Origin of the sequence: Azospirillum sp. TSO22-1 (assembly GCF_003116015.1) — a bacterium.
Lineage (GTDB): Bacteria > Pseudomonadota > Alphaproteobacteria > Azospirillales > Azospirillaceae > Azospirillum.
Genome location: NZ_LGQZ01000133.1, coordinates 1 through 20296 on the forward strand (window position 1 = coordinate 1; position 20296 = coordinate 20296).

19 protein-coding genes are annotated in these 20296 nt (G+C 70.9%); 6 read left to right on the forward strand and 13 right to left on the reverse strand.

The features are described 5' to 3' along the window. Positions 1-519 precede the first annotated feature (519 nt). On the forward strand, positions 520-984 hold the full coding sequence (locus TSO221_RS28605) for a MarR family transcriptional regulator (RefSeq protein ID WP_109121910.1): 465 nt from the start codon (positions 520-522) through the stop codon (positions 982-984). Between the two features lie 110 nt (positions 985-1094). Here TSO221_RS28605 and TSO221_RS28610 read toward each other — a convergent pair whose 3' ends face one another. The 12 genes from TSO221_RS28610 to TSO221_RS28665 form a co-directional block, all read right to left on the reverse strand. Then, on the reverse strand, positions 1095-1952 hold the full coding sequence (locus tag TSO221_RS28610; protein ID WP_247878309.1) for a BON domain-containing protein: 858 nt from the start codon (positions 1950-1952) through the stop codon (positions 1095-1097). Between the two features lie 65 nt (positions 1953-2017). Continuing rightward, positions 2018-3058 carry a TOBE-like domain-containing protein gene (locus tag TSO221_RS28615; RefSeq protein ID WP_109121911.1) on the reverse strand — a complete coding sequence of 347 codons (1041 nt, stop codon included), beginning with the start codon at positions 3056-3058 and terminating at the stop codon, positions 2018-2020. Between the two features lie 9 nt (positions 3059-3067). Beyond that, positions 3068-3931 carry a sulfate ABC transporter permease subunit CysW gene (cysW, locus tag TSO221_RS28620; RefSeq protein WP_109121912.1) on the reverse strand — a complete coding sequence of 288 codons (864 nt, stop codon included), beginning with the start codon at positions 3929-3931 and terminating at the stop codon, positions 3068-3070. Next, a complete protein-coding gene (cysT, locus tag TSO221_RS28625; protein WP_109121913.1) occupies positions 3921-4742 on the reverse strand; it encodes a sulfate ABC transporter permease subunit CysT in 822 nt (273 codons plus the stop codon). The genes cysW and cysT overlap by 11 nt, the downstream gene beginning before the upstream one ends. A 60-nt stretch (positions 4743-4802) precedes the next feature. After that, positions 4803-5819 carry a sulfate ABC transporter substrate-binding protein gene (locus TSO221_RS28630; RefSeq protein ID WP_109121914.1) on the reverse strand — a complete coding sequence of 339 codons (1017 nt, stop codon included), beginning with the start codon at positions 5817-5819 and terminating at the stop codon, positions 4803-4805. Between the two features lie 409 nt (positions 5820-6228). Beyond that, positions 6229-6681 (reverse strand): Rrf2 family transcriptional regulator, encoded by a 453-nt coding sequence (locus tag TSO221_RS28635; RefSeq protein ID WP_109121915.1) that lies wholly within the window; start codon positions 6679-6681, stop codon positions 6229-6231. Between the two features lie 78 nt (positions 6682-6759). After that, the gene (gene gstA, locus TSO221_RS28640) at positions 6760-7365 is read right to left on the reverse strand and encodes a glutathione transferase GstA (protein ID WP_109121916.1); all 606 of its coding nucleotides are present in this window, start codon (positions 7363-7365) and stop codon (positions 6760-6762) included. Positions 7366-7468: 103 nt separating this feature from the next. Further along, on the reverse strand, positions 7469-7822 hold the full coding sequence (locus TSO221_RS28645; RefSeq protein WP_109121917.1) for a hypothetical protein: 354 nt from the start codon (positions 7820-7822) through the stop codon (positions 7469-7471). A gap of 79 nt (positions 7823-7901) precedes the next feature. Beyond that, on the reverse strand, positions 7902-9887 hold the full coding sequence (locus tag TSO221_RS28650) for a response regulator (protein ID WP_109121918.1): 1986 nt from the start codon (positions 9885-9887) through the stop codon (positions 7902-7904). Positions 9888-9891: 4 nt separating this feature from the next. Beyond that, positions 9892-10317: a response regulator gene (locus TSO221_RS28655; RefSeq protein WP_348770296.1), complete on the reverse strand. Its 426-nt coding sequence runs from the start codon at positions 10315-10317 to the stop codon at positions 9892-9894. A 17-nt stretch (positions 10318-10334) separates the two neighbouring features. After that, positions 10335-11486 (reverse strand): ATP-binding protein, encoded by a 1152-nt coding sequence (locus TSO221_RS28660; RefSeq protein ID WP_109121920.1) that lies wholly within the window; start codon positions 11484-11486, stop codon positions 10335-10337. 132 nt (positions 11487-11618) lie between these two features. Then, entirely contained in the window at positions 11619-12608 is a 990-nt protein-coding gene (locus tag TSO221_RS28665; RefSeq protein WP_199229667.1) for an MBL fold metallo-hydrolase, read from the reverse strand. A 144-nt stretch (positions 12609-12752) separates the two neighbouring features. Here TSO221_RS28665 and TSO221_RS28670 point away from each other — a divergent pair, with 144 nt between their 5' ends. From TSO221_RS28670 to TSO221_RS28690, 5 genes are all read left to right on the forward strand, one after another. Then, positions 12753-14525 (forward strand): ABC transporter ATP-binding protein, encoded by a 1773-nt coding sequence (locus TSO221_RS28670; RefSeq protein WP_158284238.1) that lies wholly within the window; start codon positions 12753-12755, stop codon positions 14523-14525. 215 nt (positions 14526-14740) lie between these two features. Continuing rightward, positions 14741-16372: an alpha-D-glucose phosphate-specific phosphoglucomutase gene (locus TSO221_RS28675; protein ID WP_109121922.1), complete on the forward strand. Its 1632-nt coding sequence runs from the start codon at positions 14741-14743 to the stop codon at positions 16370-16372. Positions 16373-16639: 267 nt separating this feature from the next. Continuing rightward, positions 16640-16921 carry a hypothetical protein gene (locus tag TSO221_RS28680; protein WP_109121923.1) on the forward strand — a complete coding sequence of 94 codons (282 nt, stop codon included), beginning with the start codon at positions 16640-16642 and terminating at the stop codon, positions 16919-16921. A 77-nt stretch (positions 16922-16998) separates the two neighbouring features. Further along, positions 16999-18216 (forward strand): crosslink repair DNA glycosylase YcaQ family protein, encoded by a 1218-nt coding sequence (locus TSO221_RS28685; protein ID WP_109121924.1) that lies wholly within the window; start codon positions 16999-17001, stop codon positions 18214-18216. Continuing rightward, positions 18213-19160, forward strand: a complete 948-nt coding sequence (locus TSO221_RS28690; RefSeq protein ID WP_109121925.1) for a D-2-hydroxyacid dehydrogenase family protein — start codon at positions 18213-18215, stop codon at positions 19158-19160. The genes TSO221_RS28685 and TSO221_RS28690 overlap by 4 nt, the downstream gene beginning before the upstream one ends. Positions 19161-19266: 106 nt before the next feature. Here the strand turns inward: TSO221_RS28690 and TSO221_RS28695 are convergent, their stop codons facing one another. Then, the gene (locus TSO221_RS28695; protein WP_109121926.1) at positions 19267-20271 is read right to left on the reverse strand and encodes a TRAP transporter substrate-binding protein; all 1005 of its coding nucleotides are present in this window, start codon (positions 20269-20271) and stop codon (positions 19267-19269) included. Positions 20272-20296: the final 25 nt, after the last annotated feature.

Below are 20296 nucleotides of genomic sequence, written 5' to 3' on the forward strand. Positions count from 1 at the left end.
CCCCAAAACCCCGGGAACCCCGACCCGCAAAGCCGACCGCCTGCGCATCCCTTCTCATTCGGTATTCGCTTGTCAAAGATCCCTGTCCCCTTCGAAGGACCGGACGCGTTTTCTTACCGGGAAGCCCGGCTCGATCCGCATCATCTGGTCTGGAAGATCGAAGGAGCGGCGGGCGATCGCCCGCAGCGGATGGTCTTTCTAGCGCTTCCGCAATCGGCCGTCAAGGCCTTTTTGCGTCGGCTCCGTCCGTCTTGGCTACCGCCTTCGCGGCGCGCCGGACGGCCGGCACCAGAGATCCCATCACCCTCGGGCCTTCCAGGCCCGCCCCGTTCCTCGTCCGAAGCCGCTTCCGGCTCCGGCGTCCGACCGGGGAGCGGCTGTATAGGCGCCGGCGTTCGGACTGTCCAGAGGTTTTTTCACCCCGCGCTCTTGCCTCGCGGCGGCGCTCGGATACACTGGGTTCGTTCGTTTCGACTCACGGTGCCGGGTGCCGGACCTGTCCCACGCAAGGACCATGGCATGCGCCCCAGCGCGCGCACGACCGCCGAGGTGATGGCGCAGGTACTGCGCACCACGGCCAGTCTCGCCTTCACGGAGGGGCTGAACCCGGCGCAATGGTCGGCGCTGCGCTACTTCGCGCAGGCAACGCCGAGCGCCCGCAGCGTCGTGGCGTTCGCGCGCTATCACGGCACCACCAAGGGCACCGCCAGCCAGACCATCGCGGCGCTGCTGAAGAAGGGCCTGCTCGACCGGTCGCGCAGCGAGCGCGACCGGCGCACCGTGAACCTGGAGCTGACGGCGGCCGGCCGTCTGGTTCTGGAGCACGACCCGCTCAACGAGCTGGCCGCGGCCATCGCCTCGCTGAGCGACGCACACCACCAGCACCTCGCCGAAGGGCTGGACCAGGTGCTGCGCACGCTGCTGGTGCGCCGCTCGCGCCGCACCGGCGGCCCCGCGCCGCGCCGCGGAGAGGCGGCGGAGTGACGATCGGGGAGCCGTCCGTGCCGCGGACCCCACCCTTCCCGTCCCGCCGCGCCGGGGCTGACGGTCCGGACTAACGGCGGAGCGACGCCGGCCCGCCCCCTCCCGCGTCGTCACGGCGTGCGGGTCTTCGTCATGCCGGCCATGGCGCTGGCTCCGGCCCCCGTGCCGGTGCCCTGGCGGACGCGCAGGTTGTTCTGCACGTGGGTCACGCCGGAGACGGACTCGGCCAGATCCTCGGCGCGGCGGCGGGCGCCGCGGTGATCGACGTGGCCGGCCAGCGTCACCTCGCCGCCGCTCACCGTCACCTCGATGTCCGAGGCGTCGACGTACGGGTCGTCGGTCAGGCGGTCGCTGACGTCCTCGCGGATGCGCTCGTCGGAGCGGGTGTAGCCGCGGGGGCCGCGGCCGCGATGGCTGCGCGCCTCGTCCACGCGGCGGCGGCGCTCGGCGTCCTCGTCACCGAACCAGGAGGCGACCTCGTCGCCCATGCGCTCCAGCCAGCCGCGCTCGCTCCCCTCGCGCATCCGGCGGGCGCGGTCGCGGGCATAGTCGCGGCCGAACTCCCGGCGGACCTGCCGGGCGCGGTCCTCGCGCATGCGGTCGGCATCGGTGCCGCCCCATTCGTCGTGGGCGTAATCGCGCAAGCCCCGGCCCTGGCCGAAACCGCGGCCGAGGTCGCGCCGCTCCCCGTAATCACGGTCGCGGTCATCGTCACCCCGCCCGCCGCCGCGAATCTGGAAGCCCTGGCGCTCGTAGTCGACGCCGCCGCGGCTGGTGCCGCCGCCGTAGTCTTCCGGCCCGAAGCGGCCTTCCCACTCCTCGTCGCGGCCGTAGCGGCTGTACTGGTTCGGATCGGTGTTGCGGTGAACGTTCCGGTCCTCGCGGGTCCAGTCCCCGCGCCCCTCCATGCCGCGGTCGCGGCCAAGCCAGCGCCCGCGTTCGGCTTTCCAGCGGCGGTCGTCGTCCATCTCGGGCTCCTCCCGGTTCTGCCATCCTGTCGGGCACAACACGGGGAACGGAGCGCCGTTCCGGATCAGACGCGCGGGAAGGCGCGCACCCGCTCGATCTGCACGGCACAGCGGTGGCCGAGGCGCAGGCCGATCTGCGCCAGCCGGTCGCGCGGCATCTCGGCCTCGAGGATCTGCCCGGCCAATCCGACCTCGATGCGCGCCTGCGGGCCAACGGTGACGACGCCCAGCACGTTGCCCGGCCCCTCCGGGTCGGGCGACAGCGTCACGTCGTGCGGGCGGATGAAGGCGACGGCCGGGCCCTGCACCGGGTCGCCGGTCGCCACCCGCAGGGCGCCGCCGGCCAGCGCCGCGATGCCGCCATCCACCACGCAGTCCAGCCGGTTCACCTGCCCGAGGAACTCGTAGACGAAGGTGGAGGCGGGGTTGTCGTACACCTCGGCCGGGGTGCCGACCTGCTCGATGCGGCCCTGGCTCATCACCACGACGCGGTCGGCCAGCTCCAGCGCCTCCTCCTGGTCGTGAGTGACGAAGACCGAGGTGATGTGCATCTCGTCGTGCAGGCCGCGCAGCCAGCGGCGCAGCTCCTTGCGCACCTTGGCGTCGAGCGCGCCGAACGGCTCGTCGAGCAGCAGCACCTTGGGCTCGATGGCCAGCGCCCGCGCCAGCGCCACGCGCTGCCGCTGGCCGCCGGACAGCTGCGCCGGGTAGCGGTCGGCGAAGGGGGCGAGCTGGACGAGGCGCAGCAGCTCCTCGACCCGGCGGCGGATCTCGGCGTTGGGCAGCCGCTCGCCGCGCGGGCGGACCTTCAGGCCGAAGGCGACGTTATCGAGCACCGTCATGTGGCGGAACAGCGCGTAGTGCTGGAACACGAAGCCGACGCCGCGCTCGCGCGGCTTCAGGCCCAGCGCCTCCTCGCCGTGCAGCTGGAGCGAGCCGGTGTCCGGCTGCTCCAGCCCGGCCATGATGCGCAGCAGCGTCGTCTTGCCCGACCCCGAGGGGCCGAGCAGCGCCAGCAGCTCGCCGGTGCGCACCTCGAGGTCGACCGTGTCCAGCGCCTGGTAGTCGCCGAAGCGCTTGGAGATTCCCGAAAGCCGAAGACCCATGACCGTTTCCTATCCACCCCGCCGCGTCGCCGCCAGCTCGTGCCCGAACCGCCACTCCAGCACCGTCTTGGCCGCGAGCGTGACCAGGGCGAGGAGGGCCAGAACCGACGCGACCGCGAAGGCGGCGACGAAGTTGTATTCGTTATAGAGGATCTCGACGTGCAGCGGCATGGTGTTGGTCTCGCCGCGAATGTGGCCGGAGACGACGGACACCGCGCCGAACTCGCCCATCGCGCGGGCGTTGCACAGCAGCACGCCGTACAGCAGGCCCCACTTGATGTTGGGCAACGTCACCCGCCAGAAGGTCTGCCAGCCGGACGCACCCAGCACGATGGCGGCCTCCTCCTCCTCCGTCCCCTGCTCCTGCATCAGCGGGATCAGCTCGCGCGCGACGAAGGGGAAGGTGACGAAGATGGTGGCCAGCACCAGGCCCGGCAGGGCGAAGATGATCTGCACGTCGTGCTCGCGCAGCCATGGCCCCAGCAGGCCGTTCAGCCCGAACAGCAGCACGTAGACCATGCCGGAGATCACCGGCGATACCGAGAACGGCAGGTCGATCAGCGTGATCAGCAGGTGCTTGCCGTGGAAGTCGAACTTGGCGATGCACCAGGAGGCGCAGACGCCGAACAGCAGGTTCAGCGGCACCGCGATTCCCGCGGTCATCAGGGTCAGCTTGATCGCCGACAGCGCGTCCGGCTCCTGCAGCGCGTTCCAGTAGGCGCCGACGCCGCGCTTCAGCGCCTCGACGAACACCACGGTCAGCGGCAGCAGCAGGAACAGCCCGAGGAAGGCCAGCGCCGCGACGATCAGCGCCGCGCGCAGCCAGAGCGGCTCGACCAGCGTCGAGCGCGAGGCGTGGGCTTCACCGGGCATGACGCCTCCGCATCCAGGCCTGCAGCAGGTTGAGGACGAGCAGCATCGCGAACGACACCAGCAGCATCAGCATACCGACCGCGGCGGCCCCGGCGAAGTCGTACTGCTCCAGCTTGATGACGATCAGCAGCGGGGCGATCTCGGTGACGCCCGGCATGTTGCCGGCGATGAAGATGACCGAGCCGTACTCCCCCACCCCGCGGGCGAAGGCCAGCGCGAAGCCGGTCAGCAGCGCCGGCATCAGCGCCGGCAGGATGACGTGGCGGAAGGTCTGCCAGCGCGACGCGCCCAGACAGGCGGCGGCCTCCTCCTCCTCCGGCGGCAGGTCCTGCAGCACCGGTTCCACCGTGCGCACCACGAAGGGCAGGCCGATGAAGGTCAGCGCGATGGCGATGCCCAGCGGCGTGAACGCCACCTTCATGCCGAACCAGTCCTTCAGCAGCGCGCCCACCCAGCCGTTCGGCGCGTACAGCGCGGTCAGCGCGATGCCGGCCACCGCAGTCGGCAGCGCGAAGGGCAGGTCGACGAAGGCGTCGATGATGCGCTTGCCCGGAAAGCGGTAACGCACCAGCACCCAGGCGACCAGCAGCCCGGCCACGGCATTGACCGCGGCGCCGACCAGCGACAGCCCGAAGCTGACCTTGAAGGCCGACAGCACGCGCTCCGTCGCCAGCGCGGTCCACAGACCGCCGAAGCCCAGCCCGGCGGCCTTCACCGCCAGCGCCGCCAGCGGCAGCAGCACGATGACGCTGAGGTACGTCACCGTGATGCCGAGCGTCAGCCGGAAGCCGGGAATGATGGTTGGACGCATCAGAACCGTGCCCCCGCGGTGCAGGGGCACGGGTTCAGCCAAGGAGACCGCCGACACGGATCAGCGCGCTCCCGAGATCTGGTCGAAGACCCCGCCGTCCGAGAAATGCTGCTTCTGCGCCTCACGCCACCCCCCGAAGGCCTGATCGACGGTGACGAGCCTAACATTGGCGAAGCGGTTCGCATACTGGGCGCCGGCCAGTTCCGGGTGGCGGGGGCGGTAGTAGTGCTTGGCGGCCAGTTCCTGGCCCTCACGGGTGTAGAGGAACTGCAGGTAGGCCTCGGCCACCTTGCGGGTGCCCTTGCGGTCCACCACCGAATCGACCACGGCGACCGACGGCTCGGCCAGCACCGACAGCGACGGGGTGACGATCTCGAACTTGTCGGCGCCGAACTCCTGCAGCGACAGGTACGCCTCGTTCTCCCAGGCCAGCAGCACGTCGCCCAGCTCGCGCTGGGTGAAGGTGACGGTGGAGCCGCGCGCACCGCTGTCCAGCACCGGCACGTTCTTGAACAGCTTCTGCACGAATTCCTTGGCCTTGCCCTCGTCGCCGCCGTTCTTCTCGCGGGCGTAGGCCCAGGCGGCGAGGTAGTTCCAGCGCGCCCCGCCCGAGGTCTTCGGGTTCGGCGTGATGACCTGGACGCCCGGCTTGATCAGGTCGTCCCAGTCCTTGATCTGCTTGGGGTTGCCCTTGCGCACCAGGAACACGATGGTCGAGGTGTAGGGGGCGGAATTCTCTGGCAGGCGCTTGATCCAGTCCTTGCCGATCAGCCCGGCGTCGGCGATGGCATCGACGTCGTAGGCGAGCGCCAGCGTCACCACGTCGGCGGCCAGCCCGTCGATGACCGAGCGCGCCTGCTTGCCGGAGCCGCCGTGCGACTGCTTGACGGTCAGCTTCTCGCCGGTCTCCGTCTGCCACTTCTTGGCGAACAGCTGGTTGAACTCGGTGTAGAATTCCCGGGTCGGGTCGTACGAGACGTTGAGGATCGGCTCGGACGTGGTGGCGGCGCGGGCGCCGAGGGCGGCCAGCGCGACGCCGGCGGCGACCAGGAGCGGGCGGAAGCGAATCGACAGCATGCGCGTTTCCCTGAATTGCGGGGCGGGTAATCACACTTGATCGTGTGTGGTACGCATTTTTGTTTTTCTAGTTTCTTCATGGAGAATGTCGCAAGAATGCCCGGCTGGGAAGCCCCTTTTCGCGAGGCACAACGAGTTTCCCGGTGGGCACGCGCAAAAGCCAGCCAACTCAAACACTTGAGCAGGGCGGAGGTGCCGGGGATTTTTTGGGGAGGTGCCAGGGCCGAACCCCCACCCCATCCCTCCCCCGCTTCGCAGAGGAGGGGGCAATGCGGCGGAGTTCCCTCCCCTGCGATAGCGGGGGCGTGGAGCCGACGGCGCAGCCGGACGGGCGCCGAAGGCGGTCGTAGGCGGAACGCGGTCGCCCGACTTGCGGGCGACCGTGGTTAGGGTGGGGGCAAGTGCGTGGTCAGATGTCGAAATTCGCCGGCAGTTCGCCGACCGACTGCCGGTGGCGCAGCGCGTCGGCCAGCGTGCGGTTGTCGAGCACATCCGCGGTGGCGTCGCGCACCTGGATCATCAGCCAGCGCGTCGAGCAGGTCGCCGGATCCTCGCAATCCGTGCACGGCTTGAACGCGTTCTTGCTGGCGCAGGGAATCGGCGCGATGTGGCCGTCCATCAGGCGGATCACCTCGCCGAAGGTGATCTCCGGCGGCGTGCGGGCGAGTCGGTAGCCGCCGCTCTTGCCGCGCTTGGCGAACAGCAGGCCGGCCTTGCGCAGCTCCACCAGGATCGCCTCGAGGAACTTGCGGGGGATGTTCTCGCGCTCGGCGATATCGGCGATCAGCACGAGGTCGTCCCCCGGCTGCTCGGCCAGCATGATCAGCGCGCGCAGCGCGTATTTGGCTTTCTGGGACAGCATCGCGCCGCCACCATGCGGCGGATGCCCCTTGCCGGTCAAGGACTTGCGGCGCCCCTGGGGCGGGGCGCCGCAACAGCGTCAGCCGATGCCCTCGGCCGCCAGCGCCTCGCGCACCGCCGGACGCTCGCCGACGCGGGCGAAATAGGCGGCGACGTTCGGCCACGTGGCCAGGTCGAGGCCCATCGGCGCCGCCCAGCGCAGCACGGTGAAGGCGTAGGCGTCGGCGATGGTGAACGACTCGCCGGCCAGGAAGCGGCTGTCCGCGAGACGCCGGTCGAGCACGCCGAACTTGGCGGCCAGCAGCTCCTTCAGCGTCGCCTTGAAGGCGTCCGGCGTGGTCGGGCGGAACAGCGGGCTGAAGGTCTTGTGCAGCTCGGTGCCGACGAAGTTCAGCCATTCCAGCACGCGGTAGCGCTCCAGCGAGCCGTGCGCCGGGACGAGGCCCTTGGCCGGCGCCTTGTCGGCGACGAACTGCAGGATCACCGGCCCCTCGGTGAGGATGCCGCCCTCGTCGAGGCCGAGGGTGGGCACCTGCCCCTTCGGGTTGACGGCCAGGAAATCGCCGCCGTCCTCGGTCTTCTTGGCCGCAAGGTCCACCTTGACGAGGTCGAACGGCAGCCCGGCCTCGCGCAGCACGATGTGCGACGCGAGCGAGCAGGCGCCGGGCTTCAGGTACAGCTTCATGTCTCCATCCCCTGGGATTTAGGCGTTGGGGACCCAGGCTAACCCGCGGCGGCACCGCCCGTTAAGGGGCTGCGTCCGCAACGGAGTGTTGCGTCGCGGGCGCTCAAAGCGCGGGCGCGCAGCCGTAGACGGCGGCGGTGGGGTCGCGCGGATGCTCCCGATTCGGGGCGGCGCGCCAGGGCGGCGGCGACAGCCACGCGGGCTGGGCGGCGCAGGCGGCCCGCGGCGCGGCGGGGGTGAGCGACCACAGCGGCCCGTCGGCCGGCAGTTGGGCGCGGCCGGGCACGTCGGCGATGCGGCCGTAGCTGACCGGATAGGGGTTGCCGCCCGGCATCCCGCCGTCGCGAATCGGCGACGCCATTCCGGCCACGGCCGCCGGCAGCGCGCCCAGCACGTACATGCCCGGCGCACAGCCCGTCAGGGCCAGGAGGACGGCGAGGGGGAGAAGGGTGCGCATGGGCCGGACTCCCGGTTCCTTGCGCCCACCCTAACCCTCCCCCGCCGGGCGGTGGAGGGGGGTATCCGTGGCTATCCCATCACTCCCGCCGCCCGGCGTCGCGGCCGCCCGTCGCCGCAGGCTCGCTGATCGCCTCCATGGTCGCCTTCAGCACCGCCGGGTCGTAGGGCTTGTGCAGCAGGCGGCAGCCGGTGGCGGTGGCCTCCTTGATGCGCTCGGGCGCGGTGTCGCCGGTGACGATGATCGCCGGGATGTGACGGCGCGCCTCGTTGCAGATGCGCGCCACCGCCTGCACGCCGTTGAATTCGCCGGGCAGGCGGAAGTCACTGATGATCAGGCGCGGCATCGCCGCCGCCCCGGCCATGTAGGCGAAGGCATCCTCGGCGGTGCCGGCCAGGGTGACCGTGTAGCCCCACACCTCCAGCAGCTGGCGCAGCGCGGTTCCCTGGATGACGTCGTCCTCGATCAGCAGGATGTGCTGAGCGTCCATGGGCTTCGGCCCCTCCTTGCGGGTCGCCAGGTGCACCACGTTCGGTGCGGACACCGGGGCGACGCGCGGCAGCGCGACGGTGAAGGTCGACCCCTTGCCCGGCTGCGAGCGCACCGCCACCTCGCAGCCCAGCAGCCGCGCCGTGCGCCGCACGATGGCGAGGCCGAGGCCGAGGCCGTGGCGGCGGTCGCGCTCCGGGTTGGCGACCTGGACGAAGTCCTCGAACACCGCTTCCTGCATGTCCGGCGCGATGCCGATGCCGGTGTCCCAGACCTCGATGGCCAGCACCGGGCCGCGGCGCCGGCAGGCGACCAGAACCCGGCCGCCGTTCGGCGTGTAGCGCAGCGCGTTGGACAGCAGGTTGCGCAGGATGCGGCCGAGCAGCGTCGGGTCGCTGTCGACCACGTCGGCGCAGCCGGCGACGCGCAGGTCGATGTTGCGGGTCCCGGCCTCCTGCTCGAACTCGCGGGTCACCGCGGAGGCGACGTCGAGCGCCGGGAAGGTCGAGCGGTTGACCGGCACGATGCCGGCGTCCAGCGTCGACACGTCCAGGAGCGCGTGCAGCAGCGCCTCGCCCGCCGACATCGCCTCGCCCAACGCGCCGACCATCTTGCGGCAGGCGGGGTCGGCCACCTTCTCGCTGAGCATGTGCTGGTACAGCCGCATCGCCTGGAACGGCTGGCGCAGGTCGTGGCTGGCCGCCGCCAGGAAGCGCGTCTTGGAGGCCAGCGCGTGCTCCAGCTCCTCCTTGCCGCGGCGGATCTCCTGCTCGGCCAGCTTGGAGGCGGTGACGTCGGTCAGCGAGCCGGCCATGCGCAGCGGCTTGCCCGCCTCGTTGCGCACCACCATGCCGCGCGCCAGAACCCAGCGCCAGCCGCCGTCGGCGTGGCGCAACCGGTGCTCGATGGACAGCGTCGGCGACAGGCCGGCGATGTGCAGCGCGATGGCCGAGTGCACGTCCTCGCGGTCGTCCGGGTGGACGCGGCCGAACCACTCCTCCGGGTCGGGCGGCAGGGCCGCCCCGAGACCGGGAACATGGCCGACGATCTCCTGCCAGCGCACCGACAGGTAGATGCCGCCGCCGATCAGGTCCCAGTCCCACAGCCCGTCGTTGGCGCCGCGCGCGGCGAGCGCGTAGCGCTCCTCGCTGGCGCGCAGCGCCGCCTCGGCGCGCGCCTTCTCCAGGCGGACCTGCCAGTCCTGGAACTCGCGCTCCAGCGCGGTGACCAGCCGGGCGAGGTTGGACTTCAGCAGGAAGTCGCCGGCCCCCGCCTTCAGCAGCGACACCGCCGCCTCCTCGCCGACGATGCCGGAGACGACGATGAACGGGCAGCCGCAGCCGACGTCCTTGTACAGCGCGAGCGCGCTCGCCGCGCCGAAGCCGGGGATGTTGACGTCGGAGATGATGACGTCCCAGCGCGTCTCGCGCAGCGCCTTCAGCATGTCCTCGGCGGTGTCGACGCGCGTCCATGTGATCCCGTGGCCCTGCTTGCGGATGTGCCGGGCGATCAGCAGCGCGTCGTCGTGGCTGTCGTCGACGATCAGGACGTTGAGAACCGGCGGCAGGGCGTGCATGGGCTTACCCCGGCGGCGCTTCGTTCAGGATCAGCCAGTACAGGCCGAGTTGCCGCACCGCCTGGATGAACTCGGGGAAGTCGACGGGCTTGCGGATGTAGCTGTTGGCGCCGAGCTGGTAGCCGTTGATCAGGTCCTGCTCCTCGCGCGACGAGGTCAGGATCACCACCGGCACCAGCCGGGTGCGCGGATCGGTGCGGATGCGGCGCAGCACCTCGATGCCGTCGATCTTCGGCAGCTTGAGGTCGAGCAGCACGATGGACGGCGCGATCGCCTCGCGCCCGAGCGACTCGTCGCCGAACAGCCAGGACAGCGCCTCCGGCCCGTCGCGCGCCACCACCACGTCGTTCTGGATGTGGTTCTTCTTCAGCGCGCGCAGCGTCAGCAACTCGTCGTCGGGATTGTCCTCGACCAGCAGGATCGGTTTCATGCCCATCGCTCTCCCCTCTACTGAAGAGTGAAGTAGAAGGTGGCACCCCTATCGACAACACCCTCCGCCCACACGCGGCCGCCGTGCTTGTGGACGATGCGCTGCACGGTGGCGAGGCCGACGCCGGTGCCGGGGAAGTCCTTCATGCCGTGCAGGCGCTGGAAGGCGCCGAACAGCTTGTCGGCGTACGCCATGTCGAAGCCGGCGCCGTCGTCGCGCACGAAGAAGGCCGGCTGCCCCTCCTCGTCCGCCGTCGCGCCGAACGTGACGTGCGCGTGGTCCTTGCGGCTGGTGTACTTCCAGGCGTTGCCCAGCAGGTTGACCAGCACCGTGCGCACCAGGTGCGGGTCGGCCTCGGCCTTCAGGCCGGGGGCGATGCTCACCGCGACCCGGCGGTCCGGATGGGCGGCCACGAGGTCGGCGATCACCGCCGTCGCCAGCGCGCTGAGGTCCACCGGCGCCCGCCGCACCTCGCCGCGCGACAGCCGCGACAGGTCGAGCAGGTCGTCGATCAGCTGCGCCATGCGCTGGCTGGCGTCGCCGATCCGCTTCAGGTAGTCCCGTCCCTCCTCGTCCAGGCGGTCGGAATAGTCCTCGGTCAGCACCTGGCTGAAGCCGGAGATCGAGCGCAGGGGCGCGCGCAGGTCGTGCGAGACGGAATAGGAGAAGGCCTCCAGCTCACGGTTGGCGTTCTCCAGCTGGGTGGCGCGGCGGCGCAGGTCGGTGTTCAGGCTGTTGATCGCCTCCTCCGCCGCGCGCTCCTGGGTGACGTCGCGCAGGATGGCGGTGAACACCGTGCGCCCGCCCACCACGATGCGGGAGATCGACGCCTCCGCCGGGAACTCCTCGCCGTCCTTGCGGCGGCCGCGGATGACGCTGCGCTCGCCCATCTGGCGGGCCGGCACGGGGGACTGCCCGAACCGCTCCACCTGCCGGCCGTGGCCGGCGCGGGCGAAGGTCGGCAGCAGAATCTCCAGCGGCTGCCCCAGCACCTCCGCCGCCGTGAACTGGAAGATGCGCTCGGCGCCCTGGTTGAACAGGATGATGCGCTGCGCCTGATCGACCGAGACCACGGCGTCCGCCGCGATGGCCAGGATGCCCTCGAACAGCTCGCGCGAGGCCAGCAGCTCTTCGGCCGTGATGGTGGCGGATCCGCCCATGTCCGGCATGTCCCCTCCCTTTGTAGGGGCTGAGAATGAGAATGAGTCTAACGGATACGGCGGGGGATTGGTACAGAAATGCAGTAGGATGTACCGTCAGTTCTACTGACGGTACATCCAAAAAAGTCAAAACCCGTGCGATCAGCGGTCCTTGCGCAGCGGACCGTACTCGACCGGCACCCAGGCGTACACGCCGCCCTCGGCGCGGACGTGGCCGATGCCGGGGAACGGCAGATGGGCGCCGGCGACCCACAGCTTGTCGCGCGCCGCGTCGTCGAAGATCCTGCGGCGGGTGGCGAGCGCCTGCTCCTTGTTGACGTCGAACTCGATGACGACCTCGGGGCGGGCGAACTGGACGGCGTGGTTGTGCACGATGTCGCCCCAGGCCAGCAGGCTCTTGCCGCCCGAGCTGATCAGGTACCCGGTGTGCCCCGGCGTATGGCCGAACGCCGCCACCGTCCGGATGCCCGGCACCGGCTCGTCACCCGCCGCGAAGGCCTTGAAGCGGCCGGCGGCCTGATACGCCGCCACCGAGTCGCGGGCGATCTTGAAGAAGGGCTGCGCGTCGGCCGGCATCTTGGCGGCGACCGCCTCGTCCAGCCAGAACGCCGCCTCCTCCTTGGCCGCCAGCACGGTGGCGTTGGGGAACAGCGGCTTGCCGTCCATGGCCAGCAGGCCGCCGGCATGGTCGCCGTGCAGGTGGGTCAGCAGCACGGTATCGACCTGCGCCGGGTCGTAGCCGGCGGCGCGGATGTTGGCGCCGATGCCGCCCAGCGTCGGGCCGAACACCCCGGCCGCGCCCGTATCGACCAGCACGAGGTTCTGGCCCGTGTGCACCAGGAAGGCGTTGACCGCCGTCTGCACGCCCGGAGTCGATTCCTGGAACATGCGGGCGATCAGGCCCTGGATGTCGTTGGCGGCGATGCCCGTGAGGATCTTCGGGTCGAGGTCGACGTAGCCGTCGTAGACCGCGGTGACCTCGAAGGCGCCCAGCGCCATGCGGTAGAAGCCCGGCACCTGGGTGCGCTGCTGCGCCGGGGGTGCGGCCAGCGCCGGCAGCGCCGCGGCCGCGGGAACCGCCACGGCCAGCGCGACCAGCGCCGAACGGGCAAAGGTGGAAAGGCGATGCACGATGCGGTTTCCTCTGCGTTATGCGGCGGCGCATACGGCCGCGTCCGCACGCATGGTGCAACCCGTCCGGGCGGCGCGCAACCGCGCCGCGTGCATGGATCACCGTCGCCGAACCGATCCCGCCCTCCCACCGTTGTTGGACGCATGCAACCCAAGCCCCGCAGCAACCTCACCCGCCTCTACCGCGCCATCTGGCACTTCGCCGCCGGCAGCCGGCATCTGGTGGTGGCGTTCTTCGCGCTGCTGTTCGGCGCCCAGCTGGCGCGACTCGCGGTGCCCTACTTCTTCGGCGCGGCGGTCAACGCGCTGCAGGACACCCGCGCGCAGGACGTGCGCGGCGCCACCACGGCGCTGCTGCTGATGCTCGGCGCCGGGGTGCTGGGCTGGCTGCTGCACGGCCCCGGCCGGGTGGTCGAGCGCTTCGCCGCCCTGAAGATCCGCGAACGCTTCTCCGACGCCGTCTACGCCAAGCTGATGCGCCTGCCCATGGGCTGGCACGAGGCGCACCACTCCGGCGAGACCATCCAGCGCATCGGCAAGGCCAACCTCGCCCTGTTCGCCTTCGCGCAGCACCAGTACACCTACCTGCAGAACCTCGTCGGCCTGTTCGGCCCGCTGGTCGCGCTGTTCGTCATCTCGGCGCCGGTCGGCCTCGCCGCCGTCGCCGCGTATGCGGTGCTGGGCGCCATCGTGCTGCGCCTCGACCGCACCATGGCCCGCCTGATCAACGACGAGAACAGCGCCGAGCGCCGCTACGGCGCCGAGCTGGTGGACAGCCTGGGCAACGTCGGCACCGTGCTGACCCTGCGCCTGGAGGAGGCGACGCGCACCGCCATGGCGCACCGCCTGCACGCCGTCTTCGCCCCCTTGCGCCGCAACATCGTGGTCAACGAGACGAAGTGGCTGACCATCGAGCTGTTCGGGCAGGTCCTGCGCGTCGCCCTGGTGGCGCTGTACGCGTGGCTGGAGTGGCGGTCGGCCGGGGTGATCATGGTCGGCACCGCGGTGATGGTCTACCAGTACTCGCAGCAGATCGGCGACGTGGTCGGCTCCTTCGCCAACCAGTGGCAGGACATCGTGCGCAACGGCACCGACCTCTCGGGCGCCGACGAGATCTTCGATGCCGCGGAGCGCCGCGGCTCCGGCGGCCACGTGCCGGAGGGCTGGCGGGAGATCCGCGTCGACGGCCTGCGCTTCTACCACCCGAACCGCCGCCGCGCGGTGCCGACGCTGGACGACGTGACGATCACGCTCCGTCGCGGCGACCGCATCGCCCTGGTCGGCGAGAGCGGCTCCGGCAAGAGCTCGCTGATGCGGGTGCTGAGCGGCCTCTACGAGGCGAACGCCGTGCGCTTCCACATCGACGGCGTGGTGCACCCCGAACTCGCCGACCTGCGCTCCGCCGCCACGCTGATCCCGCAGGACCCGGAGATCTTCGAGAACACGGTGGGCCACAACGTCACCATGGGCGTCGAGGTGCCGGAGGAGGAGGTCCGCCGCGCCTGCGACCTCGCCCGCCTGACGCCGATCGTCGAGGGCCTGCCGCACGGCCTCGACACCCCCATCGTCGAGCGCGGCGGCAACCTGTCCGGCGGCCAGAAGCAGCGCCTGGCGCTGGCCCGCGGCATCCTGGCAGCCCGCTCCAGCTCGATCATCATGCTGGACGAGCCGACCAGCAGCCTCGACCCCGCCACCGAGGCCGAGGTCTACGGCAACCTGCTGGCCGAGTTCCCGGAGGCCTGCGTGATCTCCTCGATCCACCGCCTGCACCTGCTGCCGCGCTTCGGCACCATCGTCTACATGGCCGACGGGCGCCTCCTCGACCTCGGCACGCTCGACGAGCTGGTCGAGCGCCAGCCCCGCTTCCGCGAGCTGTGGGAAAAGGCGACGGCGGGCGCAAGCACGCGGGCGGCATGACTCTGCGAGCCCTCCCCCGCCTCCGGCGGGGGAGGGAGGGACCCGCGCAGCGGGAGGGTGGGGGCTACGGCGTTCCCCAGAAGCCGTAGCCCCCACCCAACCCTCCCCCAGCGGAGCTGGGGGAGGGCACGAAGCAACACCCTGCCCTGTTGATTGTGCCTGCGGAACTGCGCATCGTACCCGCCACCACGGTTCGCTTTCGGAAAGGACACCGCGTGGATCCCGTCATCCGTCCGACGACTCCCTTCGACGGCCAGCGCCCCGGCACCTCGGGGCTGCGCAAGTCGGTGCAGACCTTCGAACAGCCCCGCTACCTGGAGAACTTCGTGCAGTCGATCATCGACTGCGTGCAGGGCATCCCCGGGGCGACGCTGGTGCTCGGCGGCGACGGGCGCTACCACAACCGCACCGCCATCCAGACCATCGTGAAGATGGCCGCCGCCAACGGCGTGGCCCGCCTCGTGGTCGGCGCCGGCGGCATCCTGTCCACTCCGGCCGCCTCCTGCGTCATCCGCAAGCGCAAGGCGCTGGGCGGCATCATCCTGTCGGCCAGCCACAACCCAGGCGGCCCGGACGGCGACTTCGGCATCAAGTTCAACGCCGCCAACGGCGGCCCCGCCCCCGAGGCGCTGACCGAGGCCTTCTTCAAGCGCTCGAAGGAGATCGCCGAGTACCGCACCGTCGACGCGCCCGACGTCGACCTCGACCAGATCGGCGAGCGCCGGCTCGGCAGCATGGTGGTGGAGGTGATCGACCCGGTCGCCGACTACGCCGAACTGACGGATTCGCTGTTCGACATAGACGCGATCCGCGCCCTGTTCGCGTCCGGCTTCCGCATGGTGTTCGACGCCATGCACGCGGTCACCGGCCCCTACGCGGTGGAGATCCTGGAGCACCGCCTCGGCGCCCCGGCCGGCACCGCCATCAACGCCGTGCCGCTGGAGGATTTCGGCGGCCACCACCCCGACCCCAACCTCGCCCACGCGGTTGACCTCGTCGCCGCGCTGAACGGCCCGGACGCGCCGGACTTCGGCGCCGCCTCGGACGGCGACGGCGACCGCAACATGATTCTGGGGCGCGGCGTCTTCGTGTCGCCCAGCGACAGCCTCGCCGTGCTGGCCGCCAACGCCACGCACGTGCCGGCCTTCAGGGGCGGCCTGACGGGTGTGGCGCGCTCCATGCCGACCAGCCGCGCGGTGGACCGCGTCGCCGAGGCGCTGGGCATCCGCTGCTACGAGACGCCGACGGGCTGGAAGTTCTTCGGCACGCTGCTCGACGACGGCCGCATCAACCTGTGCGGCGAGGAGAGCTTCGGCACCGGCGCCGACCACGTGCGCGAGAAGGACGGCCTGTGGGCCGTGCTGATGTGGCTGAACGTGCTGGCCGCCCGCCGCCTCTCCGTGGCCGAGCTGATGGCCGAGCACTGGAACACCTACGGGCGCACCTACTACGGCCGCCACGATTACGAGGCCATCGAGCAGGCCGCCGCCGACCGGCTCATCGACGAGCTGCGCAACCGTCTGCCGCTGCTGGCCGGCACCAGCCTCGCCGGCCGCCGCGTCGCCACCGCCGACGAGTTCGCCTACACCGACCCGGTGGACGGCAGCCGCTCCGAGCGGCAGGGCCTGCGGGTGTCGTTCGAGGACGGCTCGCGCATCGTCTACCGCCTGTCCGGCACCGGCACCGCCGGCGCCACGCTGCGCGTCTATTTCGAGCGCTACGAGCCGGTCGGCGGCGAGCACGGCCTGGACGCGCCGGTGGCGCTGGCCGAACTGGCCGCCGTCGCCGCCGACCTCGCCGGCATCCAGCGGCACACCGGGCGGACGAAGCCGGACGTGGCGACCTGACCTCCAGAGCCCCCACCCCATCCCTCCCCCGCTCTCGGCGGATCCAAAGGATCCGCCTGCCGCGTCAGCGCAAGCTTCGCTTGCGCGAGAGCAGTCGCAGGGGAGGGGGCAGAGCGGCGGAGTTCCCTCCCCTGCGATAGCGGGGGAGGGTTAGGGTGGGGGCAACACGCGCCCAAGTCCCATTTCTGTCCACCCCAAGGCCACGGCTTTGCCACACCTACCTCTTTCGATCAGCCCCATCATGGTGGAAAGAGGAGGACCGCCACCATGGGCAATGCCGTGGCAACCAGCATCACCGAGCCGTTCACGCCGCTCGACGTGCACCAGCTGCACGTCGCCGGCGTCCCCGAAGCGACCGAGCTGCTGAAGCGCGAGCGATTCGTCTTCGTCGGCGCGCCGAACCGCTGGCGCAAGGAGGTCAACGGCCGGATCACCCGCGCCGACATCCGCCGCGGCCAGGACGGGCGTTGCGTCGTCGTGCTCTTCCACTGGCAGCAGCCGCAAACCCGTTGCGGAGGCGCGTCGAATTCAGTAGGATCATTGTCCTAGTTTCCGCGGCCGAATGAAACGCCACGCCGCGGAGCGTTGCACAGCGTTTCACAGAGTATCACGCGGGCGGACGAACGATGGCGCTTCCCCGGATTTCCGCCCGCGAGGCGCGGCGCATCGCCCTGGCGGCACAGGGCTTCGCCAGAGCCCGCCCGCCCGGCGCCATCGACCGCGGCCACCTGCGCCGGACGCTGGAGCGCACGCAGCTGCTGCAGATCGATTCGGTCAGCGCGGTGGTGCGGGCGCACTACCTGCCGCTGTTCTCCCGCCTCGGCCCCTACCCCGCTGCCCTGCTCGACGACGCGGCCTGGGGGCGCAAGCGGACGCTGTTCGAGTACTGGGCGCACGAGGCCTCGCTGCTGCCGCTCGACCTGCACCCGCTGCTGCGCTGGCGGATGGCGCGGGCGGCGGGCGGGCGGGGAATCTACGGCGAACTCGCCAAGCTCGCCGCCGCCCGCCCGGACTTCATCGAGACGGCCTACGCCGTGGTGCGCGACCGCGGCCCGGTCGCCGCCTCCGACGTGGAGGGCAGCCGCGGCCGCGGCAGCTGGTGGGGCTGGAGCGACGCCAAGCGCGCGCTGGAATTCCTGTTCTGGGCCGGCCGCATCACCACCCACTCCCGCCGCGGCTTCGAGCGCCTCTACGACCTCCCCGAACGCGTGCTGCCCGAGTCGGTCCTCAGCGCCCCGACACCCGACGAGCCGGACGCCCACCGCGCCCTGCTGGAGCTGGCCGCCCGCGCCCACGGCGTCGCCACCGCCGCCGACCTGCGCGACTACTTCCGCCTCGACGCCGACGACGCCAGGGCACGCCTGCCCGAGCTGGTCGAGGACGGCACGCTGATCCCCGTGGAGGTCGAGGGCTGGCCGCAGGCCGCCTACCTGCACCGCGACGCCCAGCGCCCACGTCGCATCGACGCCGCCGCCCTGCTCGCCCCCTTCGACCCGCTGGTGTGGGAGCGTTCGCGCGCCGAGCGGCTGTTCGGCTTCCGCTACCGGATCGAGATCTACACCCCGGCCGAGAAGCGGCAGTACGGCTATTACGTGCTGCCCTTCCTGCTCGGCGACCGCCCGGTCGCCCGCGTCGACCTGAAGGCGGAGCGCGGTGCCGGCACGCTGCACGTCCTGGCCGCCTTCGCCGAACCCGCCGCCCCGCCGCACGCCGCCGAAGCGCTGGCCGACGAGTTGCGCCGCCTCGCCCGCTGGCTGGGGCTGGAGCGGATCCGCGCCGGCGAGCGCGGCGACCTCGCTTCCGCCTTGCGCGGCCTCGTGCACCGGGACACCATGGCGTCATGAAGATCGCCATCCTCGACGACTACCAGCGCACCGTGCGCTCCCTCGCCGACTGGGACCGCCTGCCGCCGGGCAGCGAACTCCAGGTCTTCCACGAGCACATCGCCGACCGCGAACGGCTGGTGGCGGCGCTGGAGCCCTTCGACGTGCTGGTCATCATGCGGGAGCGCACGCCGTTCCCCGCCGAGTTGATCGCCCGGCTGCCGAACCTGCGGCTGCTGGTGACCACCGGCACCCGCAACCTCGCCATCGACCTGGAGGCGTGCAAGGCGCGCGGCATCGCCGTGTGCGGCACCGCCATCGGCGGCACGCCGACCGCCGAGCTGGCCTGGGGCCTGATTTTGGCGCTGGCCAAGCGCATCCCGATGGAGGACCGCGCGCTGCGCGCCGGTTCCTGGCAGACCGGGCTGACCACCACGCTGACCGGCAAGCGGCTGGGCGTGGTCGGCCTCGGCAAGCTGGGTGCGCAGGTCGCCCGCGTCGGCCTCGCCTTCAGCATGGACGTGGTGGCGTGGAGCCAGAACCTCACCGACGCGCGCGCGGCCGAGGTCGGCGTCCGCCGCGTGGACAAGCCGGAGCTGTTCGCCACATCGGACGTGGTGACCCTGCACCTCGTGCTGGGCGAGCGCAGCCGCGGCACCGTCGGCGCCGCGGAGATCGGCGCCATGAAGTCCACCGCGTGGTTCATCAACACGGCGCGCGCCGGGCTGGTGGACGAATCGGCGCTGGTCGAGGCGCTGGCGCACCGGCGCATCGCCGGAGCCGGGCTGGACGTCTTCTCGGTGGAGCCGCTGCCGCCCGACCACCCGTTGCGCGCCCTCGACAACACGGTGCTGACCCCGCACCTCGGCTACGTCACGCAGGAGAACTACGCGGTGTTCTACCGCGAGGCGCTGGAGGACATCCTGGCCTGGGTGGCGGGGGCGCCGGTGCGGGTGCTTTCCTGACGCGCTTGCCCCCACCCCTGACCCCTCCCCCGCTTCGCAGGGGAGGGGAACTCTCCTCCCCCTGCGAAGCGGGGGGAGGTCGGGAGGGGGGCAATACGTCCGCCGCTCAGTTCCCCGCCACCCCCGTCTCCTTGTAGAACGCCTGGATCAGGTCCTTGCCGACCCGGGACGCCATGTCATCGTGCACCGGCAGCATGGCCTTGCGCCACGCCGCCCGTTCGGCGTCGGTCATGGTGTGGAACTCCGACTTGCCGGCGGCCTTCATGGCGGTCACGGCGTCGTCGTTCTCCTTCTGGGCGATCTGGTTGGCGTAGGTGGTGGCGTCCTTCATGGCGCCGTCCAGCGCGGTGCGGACGTCGGCCGGCAGACCTTCCCAGAACTTCTTGTTCACGATCACCGCGTAGCCGATGTAGCCGTGGTCGGACAGCGTGATATTCTTCTGCACCTCGTGATGCTTCTGTGTGTACATGTTGGACGGCGTGTTCTCGGAGCCGTCCACCACGCCGGTCTGCATGGCCTGGTAGACCTCGGAGAACGCCATGACCTGCGGCAGCGCGCCCAGCGCCCGGAACTGCGCCTCCAGCACCTTGGAGGACTGGATGCGCATCTTCAGGCCCTTGAAGTCCTCCGGCGTCTTCAGCGGCCGGTTGGCGCTCATGATCTTGAAGCCGTTGTCCCAGTAGGCCAGCCCGATGATCCCCTTGGGCTCCAGCTTCTTCAAGAGCCCCTGGCCGAGCGGCCCCTGCGTCACCTTGGTCAGCGATTCCTTGTTCGGGAAGATGTAGGGCAGGTCGAAGACCTCGAACTCCTTAACCCCCAGCGGGCCGAACTTGGCCAGCGACGGGGCCAGCATCTGCACCGCGCCGAGCTGAAGCGCCTCCAGCTCCTCCTTGTCCTTGTAGAGCTGGCTGTTGGGATAGACCTCGACCTTGACCTTGCCGCCGGTGCGCGCCTCGGCCAGTTCCTTGAACTTCTCGGCGCCCTTGCCCTTCGGCGTCTCGGTGGCGACGACGTGGCTGAACTTGATGACGATGGGGGCCTGCTGCGCCATGACAGGCGTGGCCGCCAGGATGCCGACAGCGCCCAGAATCGGCAGGACAAAGCTTCGCATTCTTCGTTTCCTCCACTTGGTTATG